General features: G+C 59.0%; 16 protein-coding genes. 14 read left to right on the forward strand and 2 right to left on the reverse strand.

Going from position 1 to position 19,205, the window contains the following annotated elements; translation table 11 throughout:
• The first annotated feature begins 58 nt into the window (after nucleotides 1-58).
• The 10 genes from KX729_RS09410 (at nucleotide 59) to KX729_RS09455 (ending at nucleotide 10,573) form a co-directional block, all read left to right on the forward strand.
• Nucleotides 59-1,510, forward strand: a complete 1,452-nt coding sequence (locus KX729_RS09410; protein WP_219742178.1) for a homospermidine synthase — start codon at nucleotides 59-61, stop codon at nucleotides 1,508-1,510.
• 155 nt (nucleotides 1,511-1,665) lie between these two features.
• Complete coding sequence (omp10, locus tag KX729_RS09415; protein ID WP_219742179.1) at nucleotides 1,666-2,031, forward strand: outer membrane lipoprotein Omp10; 366 nt, start codon at nucleotides 1,666-1,668, stop codon at nucleotides 2,029-2,031.
• A 217-nt stretch (nucleotides 2,032-2,248) separates the two neighbouring features.
• On the forward strand, nucleotides 2,249-4,405 hold the full coding sequence (locus KX729_RS09420; RefSeq protein ID WP_219742180.1) for a 5'-nucleotidase C-terminal domain-containing protein: 2,157 nt from the start codon (nucleotides 2,249-2,251) through the stop codon (nucleotides 4,403-4,405).
• A 284-nt stretch (nucleotides 4,406-4,689) separates the two neighbouring features.
• Nucleotides 4,690-5,724 carry a ferrochelatase gene (gene hemH / locus KX729_RS09425; protein WP_219742181.1) on the forward strand — a complete coding sequence of 345 codons (1,035 nt, stop codon included), beginning with the start codon at nucleotides 4,690-4,692 and terminating at the stop codon, nucleotides 5,722-5,724.
• Nucleotides 5,725-5,992: 268 nt separating this feature from the next.
• A complete protein-coding gene (locus KX729_RS09430; RefSeq protein ID WP_219742182.1) occupies nucleotides 5,993-6,355 on the forward strand; it encodes a helix-turn-helix domain-containing protein in 363 nt (120 codons plus the stop codon).
• A gap of 138 nt (nucleotides 6,356-6,493) precedes the next feature.
• Nucleotides 6,494-7,216, forward strand: a complete 723-nt coding sequence (locus KX729_RS09435) for a RhiA family protein (RefSeq protein WP_219742183.1) — start codon at nucleotides 6,494-6,496, stop codon at nucleotides 7,214-7,216.
• 33 nt (nucleotides 7,217-7,249) lie between these two features.
• The gene (locus KX729_RS09440) at nucleotides 7,250-7,963 is read left to right on the forward strand and encodes a RhiA family protein (protein WP_219742184.1); all 714 of its coding nucleotides are present in this window, start codon (nucleotides 7,250-7,252) and stop codon (nucleotides 7,961-7,963) included.
• A gap of 38 nt (nucleotides 7,964-8,001) precedes the next feature.
• The gene (locus KX729_RS09445; RefSeq protein ID WP_219742185.1) at nucleotides 8,002-8,919 is read left to right on the forward strand and encodes a chymotrypsin family serine protease; all 918 of its coding nucleotides are present in this window, start codon (nucleotides 8,002-8,004) and stop codon (nucleotides 8,917-8,919) included.
• 162 nt (nucleotides 8,920-9,081) lie between these two features.
• The gene (locus tag KX729_RS09450; protein WP_219742529.1) at nucleotides 9,082-10,113 is read left to right on the forward strand and encodes an SPFH domain-containing protein; all 1,032 of its coding nucleotides are present in this window, start codon (nucleotides 9,082-9,084) and stop codon (nucleotides 10,111-10,113) included.
• 1 nt (nucleotide 10,114) lies between these two features.
• Nucleotides 10,115-10,573 carry an NfeD family protein gene (locus tag KX729_RS09455; protein WP_219742186.1) on the forward strand — a complete coding sequence of 153 codons (459 nt, stop codon included), beginning with the start codon at nucleotides 10,115-10,117 and terminating at the stop codon, nucleotides 10,571-10,573.
• A gap of 10 nt (nucleotides 10,574-10,583) precedes the next feature.
• Here KX729_RS09455 and KX729_RS09460 read toward each other — a convergent pair whose 3' ends face one another.
• Nucleotides 10,584-11,579 (reverse strand): KpsF/GutQ family sugar-phosphate isomerase, encoded by a 996-nt coding sequence (locus KX729_RS09460; protein WP_219742187.1) that lies wholly within the window; start codon nucleotides 11,577-11,579, stop codon nucleotides 10,584-10,586.
• A gap of 423 nt (nucleotides 11,580-12,002) precedes the next feature.
• Between KX729_RS09460 and KX729_RS09465 the strand changes: the two genes are divergently transcribed.
• A complete protein-coding gene (locus tag KX729_RS09465; protein WP_219742188.1) occupies nucleotides 12,003-13,268 on the forward strand; it encodes a flagellin N-terminal helical domain-containing protein in 1,266 nt (421 codons plus the stop codon).
• 195 nt (nucleotides 13,269-13,463) lie between these two features.
• Complete coding sequence (locus tag KX729_RS09470; RefSeq protein ID WP_219742189.1) at nucleotides 13,464-15,005, forward strand: outer membrane beta-barrel protein; 1,542 nt, start codon at nucleotides 13,464-13,466, stop codon at nucleotides 15,003-15,005.
• A 265-nt stretch (nucleotides 15,006-15,270) separates the two neighbouring features.
• Here the strand turns inward: KX729_RS09470 and galU are convergent, their stop codons facing one another.
• Nucleotides 15,271-16,158 (reverse strand): UTP--glucose-1-phosphate uridylyltransferase GalU, encoded by an 888-nt coding sequence (galU, locus tag KX729_RS09475; RefSeq protein ID WP_025602755.1) that lies wholly within the window; start codon nucleotides 16,156-16,158, stop codon nucleotides 15,271-15,273.
• A 203-nt stretch (nucleotides 16,159-16,361) separates the two neighbouring features.
• On the opposite strand from galU, the gene KX729_RS09480 reads away from it, so the two are divergent.
• Both KX729_RS09480 and KX729_RS09485 read left to right on the forward strand, forming a co-directional pair.
• Nucleotides 16,362-17,579 (forward strand): lytic murein transglycosylase, encoded by a 1,218-nt coding sequence (locus KX729_RS09480; protein WP_025602757.1) that lies wholly within the window; start codon nucleotides 16,362-16,364, stop codon nucleotides 17,577-17,579.
• Nucleotides 17,580-17,655: 76 nt separating this feature from the next.
• On the forward strand, nucleotides 17,656-18,918 hold the full coding sequence (locus KX729_RS09485; RefSeq protein WP_376775944.1) for an SGNH/GDSL hydrolase family protein: 1,263 nt from the start codon (nucleotides 17,656-17,658) through the stop codon (nucleotides 18,916-18,918).
• The last annotated feature ends 287 nt before the right edge of the window (nucleotides 18,919-19,205 follow it).

Here is a 19,205-nt window from a genome sequence, read left to right on the forward strand (position 1 = left end):
CACTGCCGAAGAAGCGGGGGCAGCGACCTGAACGGTCGCCGATCCAAAGGAGAAAGACATGTCAGACACGAAACATCCGGTATATGCCGAAATCACCGGCCCGATCGTCATGATCGGCTTCGGCTCGATCGGCCGCGGCACGCTGCCGCTCATCGAACGTCACTTCAAGTTCGACAAGAGCCGGATGGTCGTCATCGACCCGCGCGAGATTCCCTCCGACATGGAGATTCTCAAGAAGCATGGCATCCGTCACATCAAGGAATATGTGACCAAGGAGAACTACAAGGATCTCCTGAAACCGCTTCTGACCGAAGGCAAGGGCCAAGGCTTCTGCGTCAACCTGTCGGTCGATACCGGTTCGCTCGACCTGATGAAGATGTGCCGCAAGCTTGACGTCCTCTACATCGACACCGTCGTCGAGCCCTGGCTCGGCTTCTATTTCGACAAGGGTATGAAGAACGCCGACCGCACCAACTATGCGCTGCGCGAAACCCTTCGCAAGGAAAAGGCCAAGAACCCGGGCGGCACGACTGCCGTTTCCACCTGCGGCGCCAACCCGGGCATGGTGTCCTGGTTCGTCAAGCAGGCGCTGGTCAACCTCGCCAATGACACCGGCCTGAAGTTCGACGAGCCGGATCAGCACGACCGCGAAGGCTGGGCGAAGCTGATGAAGAAGCTTGGCGTCAAGGGCGTCCACATTGCCGAGCGCGACACCCAGCTCACCAAGAACCCGAAGCCGCTGAACGTCTTCTGGAATACCTGGTCTGTCGAAGGCTTCATCTCTGAAGGCATGCAGCCGGCCGAACTCGGCTGGGGCACCCATGAAGAATGGATGCCGAAGAATGCCAAGAAGCACAAGAAGGGCTCCAAGGCCGCCATCTATCTGGAACAGCCGGGCGCCAACACCCGTGTGCGCACCTGGTGCCCGACCCCGGGCCCGCAGTATGGCTTCCTCGTCACCCATAACGAGTCCATCTCGATCGCCGACTATTTCACGGTGCGCGACAAGGACGGCGAAGTAACCTTCCGCCCGACCTGCCATTACGCCTATCACCCGGCCAATGACGCAGTCCTCTCGCTGCACGAAATGTTCGGCAATGGCGGCACGCCGCAGCCGGTTCATCACGTTCTCGACGAACACGAGCTGGTCGAAGGTCTCGACGAACTCGGCGTACTGCTCTACGGCCACGAGAAGAACGCCTACTGGTTCGGTTCGCGCCTGTCGCTGGAAGAAACCCGCCGCATCGCGCCTTACCAGAACGCCACCGGCCTGCAGGTCACCTCGGCGGTTCTCGCGGGCATGGTCTATGCGTTGGAAAACCCGAAGGCCGGCATCGTCGAAGCCGACGAGATCGACTACAAGCGCTGCCTCGAAGTGCAGCTGCCCTATCTCGGCCCGGTCGAAGGTCACTACACCGACTGGACCCCGCTCGATGGCCGCCCGGGCCTCTTCCCGGAAGACATCGACACCAAGGACCCATGGCAGTTCAAGAACATCCTCGTCCGCTAATCCGGCGAGCCTCAAAAACGAGCCGCCTGCACCTTCAGGCGGCTTTTTTTGTGCATTGGAAAACCCTCGCCTTTTCAAGGCCACATCTTGCGTTACATAGACGTCAGGCGGCATGGTCTGCCATCAGATCAGGACCGAATCGCGGGAGACCCATGATGAAACTGAAAGCGAGCCTCGTGCTCATCGCTGCAGCCAGCCTGACCGCCTGCGTGTCCTCCCCGCCACCGGACCGGATGCCTCAGCCGTCTGCTCAGCCGCAGGGCGTCGAGGGCAGTTGGGTCGATCCGAACGGCATCGTTTCGCAGTTCCAGGGCGGCACCTTCACCACCCGTTCCAGCGACAGCAACACGCTGCTCGCCTCCGGCAACTATGTCAGCCTGTCGCCGACACTGGTCGAGATCAACATGACGTCACTGGTGCGCAAGACCCAGTCACGCGTAAACTGCTCGCTCGTCACGCCGACGCAGCTCAACTGCACGCAGGATAGCGGCGCCCAGTTCTCGCTCGCCCGCCGCGGCTGAGCCGGAATTGACATTTCGCAAGACTGGAAAACCCCGCGCAAGCGGGGTTTTCGCGTTTGGCGCGCAGATCAAGAGAAATGCAGCACTGTCACATTTCCCTTGAAACGGGCCGGCCATGATGAAAACATGGTCGTATAACGATTGTCACGGTGGGACGTTAGAACAATCCGAAACGCGGCGGCCGATGAGCGAGCCGATAAAACAGGAGAGAGAACAGATGATGAAGAGATTGAGGACCGGCCTGATGGCCGCTTCGGCCCTGGCCCTTTCAAGCGGCGCGGCATTCGCCGATTTCGAACTCAATATCCTGCACATCAACGACTTCCACTCGCGCCTCGAATCCATCAACGCGACGGATTCCACCTGCTCGGCTGAAGATGAAGGCAAGGGCGTCTGCTTCGGCGGCGCCTCCCGCCTGCTGACCGCCATCAACCAGACCCGTGATGCGCTGAAGGCGCAGAACAAGAACGTCATCCTGCTGAACGGCGGCGACAACTTCCAGGGTTCGCTTTTCTACACGACCTACAAGGGTGCTGCCGAAGCCGAAGCGCTGAACGCCATGAAGTTCGACGCCATGACCGTCGGCAACCATGAATTCGACGATAGCGACGACGTTCTCGCCACCTTCCTCGACAAGATCCAGTTCCCGGTCGTCACCGCCAACGTCGTGCCGTCCGCTGCCGCCAAGATCGGCAACCGCATTAAGCCGTTCCTCGTTCTCGACGTCGGTGGCCAGAAGATCGGCATCGTCGGCGCGGTCACCAACGACACCGCCGAAATCGCCAATCCCGGCCCGAACATCACGATCGCCGACGACGTCGCCAAGATCACCGAAGCCGTCCAGGCCGTGAAGGCGCAGGGCGTCAACAAGATCATCGCGCTGACCCATGTCGGTTACCCGCGCGACCTTCAGATGATCGCCAAGATCCCGGATGTCGACGTCGTTGTAGGCGGCCATACCCACACGCTCCTGTCGAACGTTGCCAAGGGCGCCGAAGGTCCCTACCCGACCTGGTCCGACAATCCGGGCGGCTACAAGGTTCCGGTGGTTCAGGCCTACCAGTATTCCAAATATCTCGGCGACATCAAAATCGTCTTCGATGACGCTGGCGTCGTGAAGTCGGCCGATGGCGAGCCGATCCTGATGGACAAGTCGATCACGCCGGACCCGGCCTTCCTTGCCCGCGTCGCCGAGCTGAAGAAGCCGATCGAAGACATGAAGAAGAAGATCGTCGGTGCGTCTGAAGGCGTGATCGACGGCGATCGTCGTGTCTGCCGCGCCAAGGAATGCTCGATGGGCAACCTCGTCGCCGACGCGATGCTCGCCCGCACCAAGGATCAGGGCATCACCATCGCCATCCAGAACGGTGGCGGTCTGCGTGCCTCGATCGATGCCGGCGAAGTCACCCAGGGCGAAGTCGTCAGCGTTCTGCCCTTCCAGAACACGCTCGCAACCTTCCAGCTCACCGGCGCCGACATCATCAAGGCGCTCGAAAACGGCGTCAGCCAGATCGACGACGGCGCCGGCCGCTTCCCGCAGGTCGCTGGCCTGAAGTTCTCCTTCGACAAGGGCAAGCCGGCCAATGCCAAGGTCAGCGACGTGCAAGTCAAGGAAGGCGACAAGTTCGTGCCGATCGATCCGGCCAAGACCTATGGCGTTGCCACCAACAACTTCATGCGCGCCGGCGGTGATGGTTATGCCATCTTCAAGACCGGCGGCAAGAACGCCTATGACTACGGTCCGGACCTCGCCGATGTCACCGCCGAGTTCGTCGCCTCGCATAACCCCTACAAGCCCTATACGGACGGCCGCATCACCGACCTGACGCCGGCAAGCTATACGCCTGCTCCGAAGCCGGCCCCGGCCGCTCCGCCAGCTGCCGCTGCTCCGGCCGCCCCAGCTGCTCCAGCAACCCCGGCTCCGACCGCCGCCGCCCCTGCTGCACCGGCACCGAACAGCATGGCGGCAGCGCCTGCTGCTCCCGCACCGGCTGCCCCCGCGGCACCGGCTCCGTCCATGGCAGCTCCGGCCGCTCCGGCTCAGAACTCCATGGCGGCAAGCCCGGCCAAGCCGGCAGCTCCGGCAGCTCCGGCTCAGAACTCGATGGCACCGGCTCCGAATACGATGGCGCCTGCCGCACCGGCCCAGAACTCCATGGCTGCCGCACCGGCAAAGCCTGCTCCGGCGGCACCTGCCGCTCCGCAGCCCGCCGGCCCGACCAAGTACACGGTCGTCAAGGGTGACTCGCTCTGGGATATCGCCACCAGCAAGCTCGGCTCCGGCGAGCGCTGGACCGAGATCGCCAAGGCGAACAAGCTGCGCCGCCCGAACCATATCGAGATCGGCGACGAACTCGAACTGCCGGCCAAGTAAACGGCTGAACGAAGCCGTTTGACCCGGACCAAGGTTCGGGTCAGCGCCTCCCGCCATGCATTGGGACGATTTGTCCCGATACTCGTTTCGGCCCGGGCTTTCCCGGGCCGATTTTTATTTCTAAGTAATCCGCCAGACCAGGACGCACGTAACGCTCGGCAAGAGCAACTCCCGCGACCGTGGGAACCGGCTTTGTCGCTGGGACCACGCAAACAGAAGACACGGAGCATTTCCGCCCGCCCCTCTGCGATGGAAATGTTCTGGCTTTAACCGAAAGCATCCGAATGACCGTTCATTCCGCCTCCATGCCAGCCGATCATCCGAAAGTGTCTTTCGGCAAGGTCGGCGTGCTGCTCGTCAATCTCGGCACGCCTGATGGCACCGACTATTGGTCGATGCGGCGCTACCTGGCGGAATTCCTCTCCGACAAGCGGGTGATCGAGTGGTCGCGGCTTTACTGGTATCCGATCCTCTACGGCATCGTCTTGAACAAGCGTCCGCAAAAAGTCGGCAAGGCCTATGAGGCGATCTGGAACAAGGAGCGCAACGAAAGTTATCTGCGCACCTATACCCGCAGCCAAGGCGAGCTGATGGCCGAACGCCTGAAGGACCTGCCCAATGTCGTGGTCGACTGGGCGATGCGTTACGGCAAGCCGTCGATCGCCGAACGCATCGATGCGCTGAAGGAAAAAGGCTGCGAGAAGATCGTCCTTTTCCCGCTTTATCCGCAATATGCCGCCTCGACGACCGCTACTGTCAACGACAAGGCATTCGAACACCTGATGAAACTGCGCTGGCAGCCGGCCGTGCGCACCGTGCCGCCCTATCACGACGACCCGGCTTATATCGAAGCGCTCGCCTCCTCCGTCCGCCAGAAGCTTGCGACGCTCGACTGGCAGCCGGAAATGCTGATCGCCTCCTTCCACGGCATCCCGCAATCCTATTTCAAGGCGGGCGACCCCTATTATTGCCACTGCCAGAAAACCGCCCGCCTGCTGAAGGAAGCGCTCGGCCTTACCGACCAGAACTTCATGATCACCTTCCAGTCCCGTTTCGGCCCGGAAGAATGGCTGCAGCCCTATACGGACAAGACGGTCGAGAAGCTGGCCTCGGAAGGTGTCAAGCGCATCGCCGTCATGAACCCCGGCTTTGTCTCTGACTGTCTTGAAACGCTCGAAGAGATTGCCGAGGAAGCCGCCGAAAGCTTCCTGCATCACGGCGGCGAGAAATTTGTCCACATCTCATGCCTCAACGACAGCCAAGACGGCATGACGGTGCTGGAAAAGGTCGTGCGCCGCGAGCTGCAGGGCTGGGCGTAAGGGCACATTGATCTTTTGCCTGGCGTCCAATTGTTTTCAAGCACGATGGGTTGAGGATCTTTGCGGAACAATAATACAATCCATGATTGCATTCATGATTTGAACCGGGGTTCCTCTTCGGCGTAAGCGGCAGAGTTTCCCTATTAAATTTCCAAAGAAAATCGGCAATAGTCCAAAAATTTGATACTATATCCGGATTTTCAGTTGCACCTATTGCAACCAATGCGCGTTTGTGCGCATAAATAAATCAGAACAAATGGAGAACGCAATGTCTGCGGGATCGATTGACAGGCAACGCGGAGAGCGGCTTCACCAGGCGATGATCGCGCGCGATCAGGGAAAGATGATGGCCCTTGCCGCAGCACTGGAAATCTCGCCAGCCGCGGTTTCAAAATGGAGACAGGGGCATGCCATGTCGATCGACCACGCCTGCCGGTTGTCGGATCTTCTGAATGTCTCGCTTGACTGGCTGTTGATGGGCAAGAGCACGTCGGAATGGCCGCAACACCGATTGGACCATATCGAGATCGACCTTGTCGAAAATTTACGAAGTCGACCAGCTCACATAACTCAATTGGTCATCGCAATCGTTTCCGAAATACCGCAATTGAGAACTTACCGGCAGCCCTAAACCCAGAGTAAAACAAAACCCAATAAATCAACCATCAGTTACACACAACGAATGGTCATCATAACCGTAAATTGTCAATATTCGCATGCACAACCTATTAGGTTGCTCCACCCGTCATATACCGAGGAGATTGCAGGCATGTCGAACACTTATTCCCTGACCTTCATCAATGACTCTGAAAACGACTGGAGCTTTTGCTGCTACCAGGAAGACCCCAATATCACCATGCAGGGCGTCATGTCGTTGGCATGGTTCGCCTTTCCGGTCGCCTCTACGACTTCGGTCACCTTCCAGTGGAACATCAACTATCAGTTCGTGTGGAGTCAGATGGGTAAGCTTTCCCCGGGCGTCCTGTTCAAGGCCGGCCAGAAATGGGACGCCGATCTGCAGACTGCAAACAGCGTCGATTTCACCCGCAAATCCAACACTGCCTTTAGTTTCGAAAATCTGACCACAGGGAGTGCTCCCGGCACGCTCTATATCAATCAGGACGGTACCATCCCGTTACACACGGCGGCGATCGGCATCAACATGGGCATCCAGGGCGCCCCCGCCGGTGCCGGCAGCGGCACCTTCGTCGTACCGGCACAGCCGAACATCATTGCAAGCTTCACCCCGCATCCGACCTACTGGGTCACTTTCGGCGATTATGTGGCGGGACAGGTGCTTGATACGCAGCAGATCGGTCAGAAAGAGGAGATCAAATTTCCGGTGAATGTGTACGACATGTGCGCAATCCTCGGACCGGATAATAAGTGGACGACTGCCTCTCTCCAGGAGGTCAATACCGCTTACCTCAAAGCCGGCGGCAGTGAGAAGCTTCCGCATGCCCTGCGCATCAATCCGAAGCTGCTTCGGTAGCCAACCTGCCGGAGCACTAGACGGGGGATGGGAATGGCCGAGGCGAGATCTTTCCGCGCGACATTGATCAACGCAGGCCCTAGCCGCACCTGTATTGCAATCTGGCCGGAGATGCAGAAATCCCCAGACCCATCTCCCGTCGCCTGGTTCAGCGCACTTTTGCTTAGCGAGAGCTTCGCAGCCCTTCAATGGCAGGCGTCCTACGAATACGTCTGGTCGAATACGGGAAAGCTCTTCTCCGACAAGGTCGTCAGCGTCGCTCAGCGCCTCGCGCCAAGCGGCACGGCCCCCGCCGTGCGCCTGGAGCAAAAAGGAACGGGCTACCAGCTCGTTCCCTTTACACCAACGCATGAAATGGCATCGGACAGCATGGTGATCGAAACATCTGCGGATATTCCGTCAGGTGGGTTAACCGTAGGCATCAATATCGAAATCGCCGCCGGGATCGGACAACCCGGCAATGCCGTCTCGGTGATCGAGGCACAGCCAAACCTCAGCTACTCCTGGACCATCGGGGAGACATATTATGCCGGCTACGGAGCGATTTCACCTTCGCAATACGATCCCTCGGCCCTCAAGCTGCAGACGCCTCTCCGTCTTGATTTCGGTAGCACGGGAGAAATCGTCGTCATGCTGGATAGTAGGAACGTCCTGATGCAGCTGGATTCGGCCGAGGCTGCTGAGCTGATCGCATCGGGCCGCTTCGGACTGTGCCCAACATTTTTCGAGCCTATGGCCGACAACTGAAAATATGAACAAATCCATTCCGAGAAAGGATATCATCCATGGCAACGAGAGAAGAGGCCGACCGCACATTGGCGTTTCATGCCGATGCGGTCATGGCAAATCCGAATGTAAGCCTGATAAGCGTCATTCAGGATGAAAACGGCGAGTACGTCATCGAGATCGGCCTGGTCGACTCCGAGCTCGTCGGAGATCCGGCCTCTTCCAGGGCGGGGGATTTTTCGCTTCCCGTAGCACCTGTCGAACTGGCCATCCCTGATGCCTCCGGTGTGTTAACCCGGAGCGCCACCACTATTCCCGTTCGAAAGCGCATCGTCGGGAAAATCCAGGTGCGGAGTTTCACTGGAAAGCTGCGCCCTGCCCTGGGAGGCAACAGTTGCGGACCTGCGGCCGGAAATTGGTCAGGCACGCTCGGCGCTCGAGTCCAGTATAAGGGCAACGCTTGCATCATTTCCAATTGGCACGTCCTTTACGGGGGCGCAGCCAAAGACGGGGACCCCATCCTTCAGCAGGCACGGGGTGATGGCGGAAAACTGGACGACGTGATCGCCCTAAACGTTGTCGGCGTTTTGACCGAACATCTCGATGTTGCGTTAGCAACCATCGGCAAGCCTGCCGACGACTACGTGAAGAAAGGGACCATTTCTTACGGCGACATCACCGGCACCGAAAAGGCGACCGACAAAATGAGCGTCAAAAAATGTGGACGAACCACCGAAGCGACCACCGGCGAGGTGCGCTCCACGAACGCCACGGTCAGGGCCAGCGGCTATCCCGATGGCGATCGCATATTCAAGGACCAGTTGCAGATGACGAAGATGTCCGCGGCAGGAGATTCGGGCTCGATCATACTCAGCGACAAGAACAAGGCTGTTGGGCTGCTCTTCGCAGACGCCATTTCCGACACTTTCGCGAACAAGATCGAGCGAGTGGTGGATGCGCTCGGCGTGAGTTTCTAGTTCACGCGATCGCGAGCTCGCCGTATCCTTTCAAAGAAGCGGGCTCGCGATTTGCCTGCCGCCACATATTCAAATGCTGCGGCCGAACAACCTTGCTTGTGAATGCCTCCTCCCTTGAATAGGATCAGGCCTATCCTGAGATGGAGGAAAAGTTTCATGGATATCAATCTGGGTGGCTTCGATATCTTCGTGATTGTGGTGGTAATCCTCGCGATCCTGCTGCTGTTCGCGCTCGTGAAGACCGTGCCACAAGGTTATTCCTACACCGTTGAACGTTTCGGCCGCTACACGCGCACCCTTCAGCCAGGCCTCAATATCCTGACGCCTTTCATCGAGCGCATCGGCGCGAAGATGAACGTCATGGAACAGGTGCTGAGCATTCCCACCCAGGAAGTCATTACCAAGGACAATGCCAGCGTTTCGGCTGACGCGGTCGCCTTCTATCAGGTGCTCAACCCGGCACAGGCCGCCTACCAGATCTCCAATCTCGAAAACGCCATCCAGAACCTCACCATGACCAATATCCGCTCGGTCATGGGGTCGATGGATCTCGACGAACTGCTGTCCAACCGTGAAGTTATCAACGAGCGGCTGCTGCGCGTCGTCGATCAGGCGGTACACCCCTGGGGTATCAAGGTCACCCGCGTCGAAATCAAGGACATCCAGCCACCTGCAGACCTTGTGGAATCCATGGGCCGGCAGATGAAGGCGGAGCGCGAAAAGCGCGCCCAGGTTCTTGAAGCAGAAGGTTTCCGCAATGCCCAGATCCTGCGCGCCGAAGGCGCCAAGCAGGCAGCGGTGCTGAAGGCCGAAGGCGAGCGGGAGGCAGCCTTCCGCGAGGCCGAGGCCCGCGAACGACTGGCGGAAGCCGAAGCCAAGGCAACGCAGATGGTTTCACAAGCGATCGCCTCCGGCGATGTGCAGGCCATCAACTATTTCGTCGCCCAGAAATATACCGAGGCGCTTGTCGAAATCGGCAAGGCACCGAATTCCAAGATCGTCCTCATGCCGCTCGAGGCCTCGTCGATCATCGGCTCGCTCGGTGGCATCGGCGCAATCGCCAAGGAAGTGTTCGGCGACGGTTCCGGCCAGGTGGTCCAGCCGCGCCCGCCGGCCTCTTCCCGTCCGCCGATGACCTCGCGCAACACGCCGGCAGTCAATCCGTTCAATCCTCCGGCATCCGACGAGACCTGACATGCTGCATGATGCCGTCGTCAACCTTGGACCCTGGAGCTGGTGGATACTCGGCCTCCTCCTTCTGGTCGCCGAACTGCTCGTTCCGGGTGTCTTCCTCATCTGGATCGGCGCGGCAGCGATCGTCGTCGGCGCGCTGTCGCTTGCGCTTTGGGACACCGCTCTCTGGGGCTGGCATATTCAGCTGCTGCTTTTCGCCGTGCTTTCCGTCGTCTTCGCGATATTGGGACGCCGGATCTATGCCGGCCGTGGCCAGACGAGCGACGAGCCGCTTCTCAATCGCCGCGGCGAAAGCCTGATAGGCCGCACCGCGACCTTGCATGAGCCGATAGCCGAAGGCCATGGGCGTATCCGGCTTGACGATACCTGGTGGACTGTCGTGGGCCCGGACTTGCCGTCCGGCACACGAGTGAAGGTCACCGCCGCAAGCGGCCGTGACCTCACCGTCGAAGCAGCCTAAAGCAAGGGCGTCAGGCGACGCCGACGCGCAGCAAATCGTGGAAATGCACAATGCCAACCGGACGTCTCGTCTCATCTATGACGAGAAGAGCCGCAATGCTGTGTTTGTTAAGGATCGCCATCGCAGCGGTCGCCAGGGTATCTTTACCGACGGTCTTCGGATTGCGGGTCATCACATCGTCGACCAGCGTCTGACGAAGATCGAGATCAAGATGTCGCGAGATATCGCCATCGGTAATCACGCCGCACAGGCAGCCGTCATCATCGAGAACACCCACGCAGCCGAACCGCTTGCGCGACAGCTCGTCGATCGCGTCCGGCATCAGCGCGCCCTTGTTCACAAGAGGCATACGCTCGCCACCATGCATCAGGTCGCTCACATGGCTCAGCATAGCACCCAGCTTGCCGCCCGGATGATAGACACGGAAATCGGTTGCAGAAAAACCGCGCGCTTCCAGCAATGCCACTGCGAGCGCATCACCTACGGCGAGCTGCATCAGTGTCGATGTCGTCGGCGCAAGGCCATGCGGGCAGGCTTCCTGCTCTTTCGGGAGAAGCAATACGATATCTGCGGAACGCGCCAACGTGGAAGCGGCTCCCGAGGTAAGGGCAACCAGCGGAATGGAAAAACGTCGCGTGAAGGAAAGGATACCCTGCAGCTCCGCCGTCTCGCCGCCCCAGGAGAGTGCGAGCACCACGTCGCCGCTGGCAATCATGCCAAGATCGCCGTGATTAGCCTCAACGGGATGCACGAAGAATGCCGGAGTGCCGGTGGACGCAAGGCTTGCGGCTATCTTCCTGCCGATATGTCCGCTCTTGCCGACACCTGTGACCACAACCCGACCATCAATGCGGCCGATGATTTCAGCCGCATTACGGAATGCCTCGCCGAGGCCATTCTGAAGCGCTATCTCAAGCGCATTAAGCCCCTGCTTCCCAAAGGCAATTGTCCGCAGAGCGGAATCGACAACGTCATGTTCGACGAGTTGCAAAGCTCTCTTGATCATGCCGAATGGATTAATCCTTTTTAAATGCCAAGTCTACGGGTTTATCGCACCGCACAGAACTTGCATTAGAGTTCCCGCACAGAAACCAAGCGTTGTTATGGTCAGAGCAACACTTGTTGCGCCAAAACAAAGGTTAGCGCCGGCAAAGGATGCTGACCTGTCCGAAACCTTGGACATCCTTGCTGCGCCAGCACAATAAACAGGAGCGGAGGCCCCCGACAAAAGCGCGCATAAGGAACGCAAGGCGAGCGAAAATCACCCAGGCTTCCACTCGCACTCAAGGCGGCGCCGAACCGCACCACCACAGTGGAAGGGTGTCGGAAGTTGCAGAAAAAATTTACCGGTCATTAACCATCACCGCCACTTATCCTGGCGGCCAGCAAGCGCATGAAGCGTTGATTCTTAAAGATATTCGAGAAATCAATGACCAGCATCCTTACCAACTCAGCCGCCGTTTCCGCGCTTCAAACACTCCGGTCGATCAGCACTCAAATGCTGCACACACAACAGCAGGTTTCGACGGGCATGCGGGTCGGCGAAGCGTCGGACAATGCCGCATATTGGTCCATCGCGACGACCATGCGCTCGGACAACGGGGCACTGGCAGCGGTACAGGATGCGCTGGGGCTGGGTGCAGCTCAGGTCGACACTGCATATACAGCCATGGAATCGGCAATCGATGTCGTCCAGGAAATCAAGAACAAGCTGGTCGCAGCGACGGAGCCAGGTGTAGACAAATCAAAAGTCCAAGAAGAAATCACCCAACTCCAAGACCAGCTTAAGAACATCGCGGCCTCCGCCTCGTTCTCCGGCGAAAACTGGCTGCAAGCCGACCTGAGCGGAAAATACGATGCCGTGAAAGGCATCAACTACGCTTCGGATGACATCGCAAAACGGGTCGTCGGCAACTTCACGCGCGACGCCGATGGCAATGTCTCGATCCGCACGATCGATGTCACGCTCAACGAAACCAATGTCCTTTATGACCTTTCGGGCGGCGATGCCGGCATCCTCGACACCGGCCCACCCAATGGTGTGCGCAAGGTTAAAGATACAAACGGTATCGAGCGCTGGTCGCGTATCGATACGGTCAACTTCTATTCCAAGAACGTTGAATGGCGGGAGCTTGAGCCAGGAATTTGGCAGCAGGCCTCCACTGACGGCGTATTTTACGACGGCACCAGGGGCACCTATGTGATGGAGATGGGTGGAGCCTATCTCTTCACAATATTCTCGACGACATCGAATGAATTCGAGATCAATACCAATTCATTTGTTCCCCTCAATGGTACAATCGCTTTGGCGAAAGGCATCTCTGTCTCGGAATTGGATATTACCAAGCTCGACGACTACAAAGGTTACTTCAGCCCCAATTCGATCGGCCTTGGCGACTTTGCCACCGACAAGCAGGTCATGGAGAACTTGATCTATTTTACGGATGGTCAGCTGGAGAAGATGATCTCGGCTGCTTCCAGGCTCGGGTCGATGTCGATGCGCATCGAGCTGCAGGATAACTTCGTTTCCAAACTGTCGAATTCGTTCACCAGCGGCGTCGGCCGGCTGGTTGATGCCGATATGAACGAAGCGTCTACCCGTCTGAAGGCTCTTCAAACACAGCAACAACTGGCGACGCAGTCGCTGACAATCGCCAATAGCGACTCCCAGAACATTCTGACACTCTTCCGTTGATCGCTCTTTCGCCGCGAGCATCGGGATTTTCACAATCCGTTAACCATAAATTTGCTTTTTCCTTAGATAGTTTAAGAAAGCACTCATGCGCGAAGAAACGCATTAAAAAACATACACTTACCCGCAAATCAGCAGTGTATGTCGATAATGCAGAATTTTCCGCTGGGCAGATAATTCCGATCGCGGACCGCATTGATGACGATGAGAACAGCAAAAGGCAGAACGCGCGCGCGGCAGAAGGCTGCGCTTGCACTGTTGCTGGCCTGCTCAGCGCTCACCTCTCCTGTTTCGGCGCAAACACAATCGAACCGTACGGTATTTCCAGCACAAGGCAGCGCCCTTCCCTCCGCGGCGGATGCGACAGCCGTTGGCACGAGCAGCGCACTTCGCGGCACCACGACATCTCAGACCCGCACAGGCCAGCAGGCGGCAACAGACGCCAGCAATTCCCAAGCCCAACCCGATGCGACAGTCGCCACCGGCACCATTCCAGCCAATGGCAACCAGGACGCCGATGTCGAACCGCCGTATGCGGACGATCTCAACCAGCCCACCGAGCAGGATCTGGATCCCGGCACCACGCCGGTTCAGTCCCAGGAATTGCCGCGCGAGCCTGGCGATCCGACCGGCATCCGCGTCGGCAGTTTTCTGCTGCGCCCGTCTATCAGCCAGGGCATCGATACGGAAATCACCCGCTCCAACAGTGCCAAGACCCGACGCGACTATCTCTCGACCGGCATTCGCGGCACGCTTTCCTCCGACTGGTCGCGCCATTCGCTGACCGTCACCGGTGAAGGCACGTTTGAACGCAATATCAGCGGCGGCCAGCAGGGCGAGCGTCCGGAGGCGAATATCAACGCCGATCTGCGGCTCGACCTTTCCAACGATACGATCGCTCATATCACCGGCGGCTACAGCTTCACCCGCGAAGACGATTACGATCCGAACGCAGTCGGCGGCGCGGCAACACAGTCCGGCTTGCATCAGTTCACCACAGGTTCGTCGATCGAGCGCGATTTCGGCAAGGTCCGCGGCCTGGCGGCACTCAACCTGAGGCGATCGGACTATACGGATGCGAAACTGTCCGACGGCTCGACACTGAGCATGAAGGACCGCAACAATACCGGCATCGACGGAAGGCTTCGCCTCGGTTACGAACTCTCGCCGGCAATCATACCCTTCCTGGAAGTTGGAACGGGCCACACATTCTATGACCGCCGTCGCGATTTCTCGGGCTATCAGCGCTCATCGCAGAGCTACGCGGCAAGGACCGGCGTGCAGTTCGACCTTGGTGAAAAACTGCGAGGCGAGGTCGGCACAGGTTACGAGGTGGTCGATTATCAGGACAGCCGCCTGAAATCGATCGGCGCCGTGACCTTCAACGGCAATGCCACCTGGTCTCCAAAACGCGGCACGGATGTCGATCTCGGCCTGCGCACCACCGTGCAGGATTCGACGACACCCCGCCAGAGCGGCTGGGTGGAATACCAGCTCACGGCCGCCGTGGCGCATGAACTGCGCGACAATCTCGTCGCCCGCCTGACCAGCACCGCCACGCTGCGCGATTTTCCGAGCGGTATGAGCGACGAAACCGTCTGGGTCGGCGGCGCCGAGCTCAGCTGGGCGATCAACCGCTATCTCGATCTGACCGGCAACGTGGAATATGAGCGCTCCAGCGGCGGCGGCTCCAATGACCGCATCGTCCGCGCCGGTGTCGGCCTGACGTTGAAGCGATAGACCCCAGCTCGAAATAATTGCGCGAAAAGTAGGCCTGACACAGGTCCAGCGTGCCGCAACCAGGGAATAGTTTTGGAGATTATTACCGGCTCGGCAGCAGGAGGGTCACAGGCCTTCGGAAATCCTTGACTGCCTCAGAATGTATGGCCGCCATTCGGTTTCGCCGATAACCATGATCGGCGGTTCAAATGAAAACCCCTCATAGCCGCGCTAGGAGGGGTTTTCGTGACGTGGTCTCGGCATCCCTCGGCGGGATGCAGAAATGTTACTTCAGCGAAGCGAGCAGCGCCTTCATCGGCTCCTCGATCGCCGGACGGATGTCCGGGCGCTTCAGAGCGAATGCGAGGTTTGCCAGGATGAAGCCATCCTTGGCGCCGCAGTCATAGGTCTCGCCCTTGAACGGATAGGCTGCGAAATCCTGACCCTTGGCAAGCGCCAGCATGCCGTCAGTGAGCTGGATTTCGTTGCCTGCACCGCGTTCCTGGGTTTCCAGGATCTTGAAAATCTCCGGCTGCAAAATGTAGCGGCCATTGATGTAGAGGTTGGAAGGCGCCGTGCCCTTGGCCGGCTTTTCGACCATCTGGGTGATCTTGAAACCTTCGCCGATCGCGTCGCCCACGCCGACGATGCCGTATTTGTGGGCCTGTTCCGGATCGCATTCCTGCACGGCGATGACGTTGCCGCCGCTATGCTCGTAGAGATCGACCATGCCCTTGAGGCAGCCCTTCTCGGCCGACATGATCATATCCGGCAGGAGAACGGCGAACGGTTCGTTGCCGACGATATCGCGGGCGCACCAGACGGCGTGGCCGAGGCCGAGCGGCACCTGCTGGCGGGTAAAGCTCGCCGTGCCGGCCTTCGGCAGGATATGCGAGAGCAGCGTCAGCTCCGCATTCTTGTTGCGCTCGCGCAGCATCTGCTCGAGCTCGAACTGGATGTCGAAATAGTCTTCGATGACGCCCTTGCCGCGGCCGGTCACGAATACGAAGTGTTCGATCCCGGCTTCTGCCGCTTCATCCACCACATACTGGATGACCGGTTTGTCGACGACCGTCAGCATTTCCTTCGGCACCGCCTTGGTCGCGGGCAGGAAGCGCGTGCCCAGACCTGCTACCGGAAAGACTGCCTTACGGATCTTCTGTTGTTGTGCCACTCATGCCTCCTGAAAAGCACATCATTGTGCAAACTGTACGATTCATGGCGTCTAAATACGAAATGCTACGATTTCGCAAAGACTGCCTTTGATCGCGTTTCCATGGTAAAGAATTTGTTGACCCTATTTTGTTATTACATCGTTAAGCCGCATGCCACTCTTGCCGCAAGGCTTGGTTAAAAGAAGAATGGACACGACTGCCGATGAGCACGTTTCGCATCAACCTCCTGCGCGGAGCCTTTCTTTCCCTGGTTGCCGGGCTGACCGCGGCAATGCCGATAGATGCTCGGGCAGACGCCGGTTTCAAGGCATGGGTCGTAAAATTCTATGACACGGCCGCTAAGGCCGGCATTAGCCGCACCACCTATGATCGTGCTTTCGCAGGCATTTCCGAGCCGGATCAGGACGTGCTCGACAAGGCCAATTACCAGCCGGAATTCAAGTCGCGCATCTGGGATTATCTCGATTCCCGCGTGAACCCCTACACGGTGAAGATCGGCCGCGAGATGGCGGCCAAGCATGGTTCGACGCTGAATGCGATCGAGCGCCATTTCGGCGTCGACAAGAATATCCTTCTCGCCATCTGGTCGATGGAATCGAATTATGGCGCAGCGCTTGAGAAGCCGGATCGCCTGCATCACGTGCCGCAGGCGCTTGCAACGCTTGCCTGGGGCGATCCCAAGCGCGCCAAATTCGCCCGCAACCAGCTGATCGCCGCTCTCAAGATCCTGCAGTCCGGTGATATCACGCCGAAACAGCTGACCGGCTCCTGGGCCGGCGCCATGGGCCATACGCAGTTCATCCCGACCAGCTACCTGCTTTACGCGATCGATGCCGACGGCAATGGCAAGCGCGACATCTGGCACTCGGTGCCGGACGCGCTGGCGACCTCCGCCAACCTGCTGGCCAAGAACGGCTGGACTACCGGCAAGACCTGGGGTTACGAAGCCGTATTGCCGGCCGGTGCCGGAAAGCTTGAAGGCCAGACAAAAACGCTCGGTGAGTGGGCGAAGCTCGGTTTCGCACGCCCCAACGGCAAGAATTTTCCGCGCGGCGCCGATCGCGCCACGCTGAAGCTGATGGCTGGCTCCGATGGTCCGGCTTTCCTGATGCTCGCCAACTTCTTCACCATCAAGAAGTACAATGCAGCGGATAGCTACGCGATTGCCGTTGGCCTTCTGGCAGACGAGATCGCCGGCGTCGGCGGCGTGCAGCAGCGCTGGCCGCGGCCGGATGGCACGCTCGACATCAAGGAAAAATTCGAGCTGCAGCACCGTATGAAGGAGCTCGGTTATTACGAGGGCGAGGTCGACGGCAATTTCGGCTCTGGCTCCAAGGCCGCGATTTCCGCCATTCAGAAACGGCTCGGCATGCAGCAGAGCGGGGAGCCTTCGCAGCAGCTTCTCAAAGCTTTGCGTTGACAAGCGGACCCGATGCTCCACATCGTTTCAGACGCCATGGCACAGCATGGAATCCGCATCGAGCCGCTTGGGAGGCATGACGTCTTTGGCTAGATCCTGGCGAAACAGCATATGGATGCGCGTATCTTGCCTTGCCTTTGGATTGGCGGTCGCGATGCCGCTTGCCCCTGTTCCGGCAAGCGCCCAGGAACCTGCCCCGCGCCGTAACCTTCTCGACATGCTGTTCGGCGGACCGCGTTACGAACGGCGTTCTGACAGAAACGACCGGTATGACCGCTACGACCGTGATGAGCCAAACCAGCGGTACGAACGGCGCTATTATCGCGATGGCTCCATAGTCGACGTTCCCTCCCGCCCGCAGCGAAGCCGCCCGGCCGGCACTGGTCGTGCAGCAGTACCACGTCCGCAGGCGCCGGTTACGCCGGCGGTTATCGAGCCCGTCGCCAAACTTGAAAATGCCAAGGATGTGCTGGTGGTCGGCGATTTCATGGCCGGCGGCCTCGGCGGCGAACTAGATACGACCTTTGCGGCCTCGCCGGGGGTAGCAGTCACTGACCGAAGCGACGTTGCCTCGGGTCTGGTGCGCGAAGATCATTTCGACTGGCAAGCGCAGCTTCCGACCATACTGGACGACGTGAAGCCGTCCGTCGTCGTTATCATGATCGGCGCCAACGACCGCCAGCAGATGGATATCGGCAATACGGCTGAAAAATTCCGCACCGATGCGTGGTTCAAGGAATATGAGGCGCGCGTCGCAAAGATCGCCGGTACCGTTTCGGCGCGCAAAATCCCGCTTCTCTGGGTTGGGTTGCCGTCCTTTCAGTCTCCCTCGATGATGGCGGATGCAGTGACGCTGAACGCCATCTATCGCGCCCAAACGGAGAAGGTCGGCGGTGAATTCGTCGATATCTGGGAAGGGTTCGTCGACGAGGACGGCAAGTTCATCACCACCGGTTCGGACGTCAACGGCCAGCAGGTGCGCCTGCGCGGCTCCGACGGCATTATCTTCACCAAGGCCGGCAAGCAGAAGCTTGCCTTCTATGTTGAAAAATTCGTCCGCCGGCATGTGGGCGAAATGGCGAGCCCCGATCTCGTCAAACTCGACGGCACCAACCTGCCGCCGCTCGCCACGCTTCCGAACGCCGCCGGCCAGACGGTTCCGGCAGTGCCGATCAGCCTCTCCGATCCGGAACTCGACGGCGGCAAGGATCTTCTGGGCGCCGCGCCACTGCCGGTCGTTGCGGTGGAAACGCCAAGGGACAAGCTGGTCAAACGCGGCGAACTGGCGCCACCGCCGGCTGGGCGGGTAGATGATTACAAGGTGAAGGTGGCGCAGTAGAGCGGCGCATCGAAACGCCGGCCCTACCTAAGCTAATCAGGCAATTGCGTGCTGAAATTCGGCAGTGCTGCGGACGTCCTTCTTCCCCCTTGCGCGGAAGATGTCAGCGGAGCTGACAGATGGGGGTGGTGCCACGAACCAGACGGTGGAGATTGCTGAACCACCGCATCTGTCGCTAATGGCGACATCTTCCCCGCAAGGGGGAAGATGGGAGTGTGCCGCAACACCCAACATTTTACGAGACTGCCCACTCGCTGGAGAGATGTGCAGCACAGAGGAGGCATCTG

Source organism: Neorhizobium populisoli, assembly GCF_019430945.1.
Classification (GTDB): domain Bacteria; phylum Pseudomonadota; class Alphaproteobacteria; order Rhizobiales; family Rhizobiaceae; genus Neorhizobium; species Neorhizobium populisoli.

What these genes read in the sequence shown, in the direction of transcription:
- KX729_RS09410 (WP_219742178.1), top strand. Translation starts at nt 59, where the DNA reads ATGTCAGACACGAAACATCCGGTATATGCCGAAATCACCGGCCCGATC.
- omp10 (WP_219742179.1), top strand. Translation starts at nt 1,666, where the DNA reads ATGAAACTGAAAGCGAGCCTCGTGCTCATCGCTGCAGCCAGCCTGACC.
- KX729_RS09420 (WP_219742180.1), top strand. Translation starts at nt 2,249, where the DNA reads ATGATGAAGAGATTGAGGACCGGCCTGATGGCCGCTTCGGCCCTGGCC.
- hemH (WP_219742181.1), top strand. Translation starts at nt 4,690, where the DNA reads ATGACCGTTCATTCCGCCTCCATGCCAGCCGATCATCCGAAAGTGTCT.
- KX729_RS09430 (WP_219742182.1), top strand. Translation starts at nt 5,993, where the DNA reads ATGTCTGCGGGATCGATTGACAGGCAACGCGGAGAGCGGCTTCACCAG.
- KX729_RS09435 (WP_219742183.1), top strand. Translation starts at nt 6,494, where the DNA reads ATGTCGAACACTTATTCCCTGACCTTCATCAATGACTCTGAAAACGAC.
- KX729_RS09440 (WP_219742184.1), top strand. Translation starts at nt 7,250, where the DNA reads ATGGCCGAGGCGAGATCTTTCCGCGCGACATTGATCAACGCAGGCCCT.
- KX729_RS09445 (WP_219742185.1), top strand. Translation starts at nt 8,002, where the DNA reads ATGGCAACGAGAGAAGAGGCCGACCGCACATTGGCGTTTCATGCCGAT.
- KX729_RS09455 (WP_219742186.1), top strand. Translation starts at nt 10,115, where the DNA reads ATGCTGCATGATGCCGTCGTCAACCTTGGACCCTGGAGCTGGTGGATA.
- KX729_RS09460 (WP_219742187.1), bottom strand. Translation starts at nt 11,579, where the DNA reads ATGATCAAGAGAGCTTTGCAACTCGTCGAACATGACGTTGTCGATTCC.
- KX729_RS09465 (WP_219742188.1), top strand. Translation starts at nt 12,003, where the DNA reads ATGACCAGCATCCTTACCAACTCAGCCGCCGTTTCCGCGCTTCAAACA.
- KX729_RS09470 (WP_219742189.1), top strand. Translation starts at nt 13,464, where the DNA reads ATGACGATGAGAACAGCAAAAGGCAGAACGCGCGCGCGGCAGAAGGCT.
- KX729_RS09480 (WP_025602757.1), top strand. Translation starts at nt 16,362, where the DNA reads ATGAGCACGTTTCGCATCAACCTCCTGCGCGGAGCCTTTCTTTCCCTG.
- KX729_RS09485 (WP_376775944.1), top strand. Translation starts at nt 17,656, where the DNA reads ATGACGTCTTTGGCTAGATCCTGGCGAAACAGCATATGGATGCGCGTA.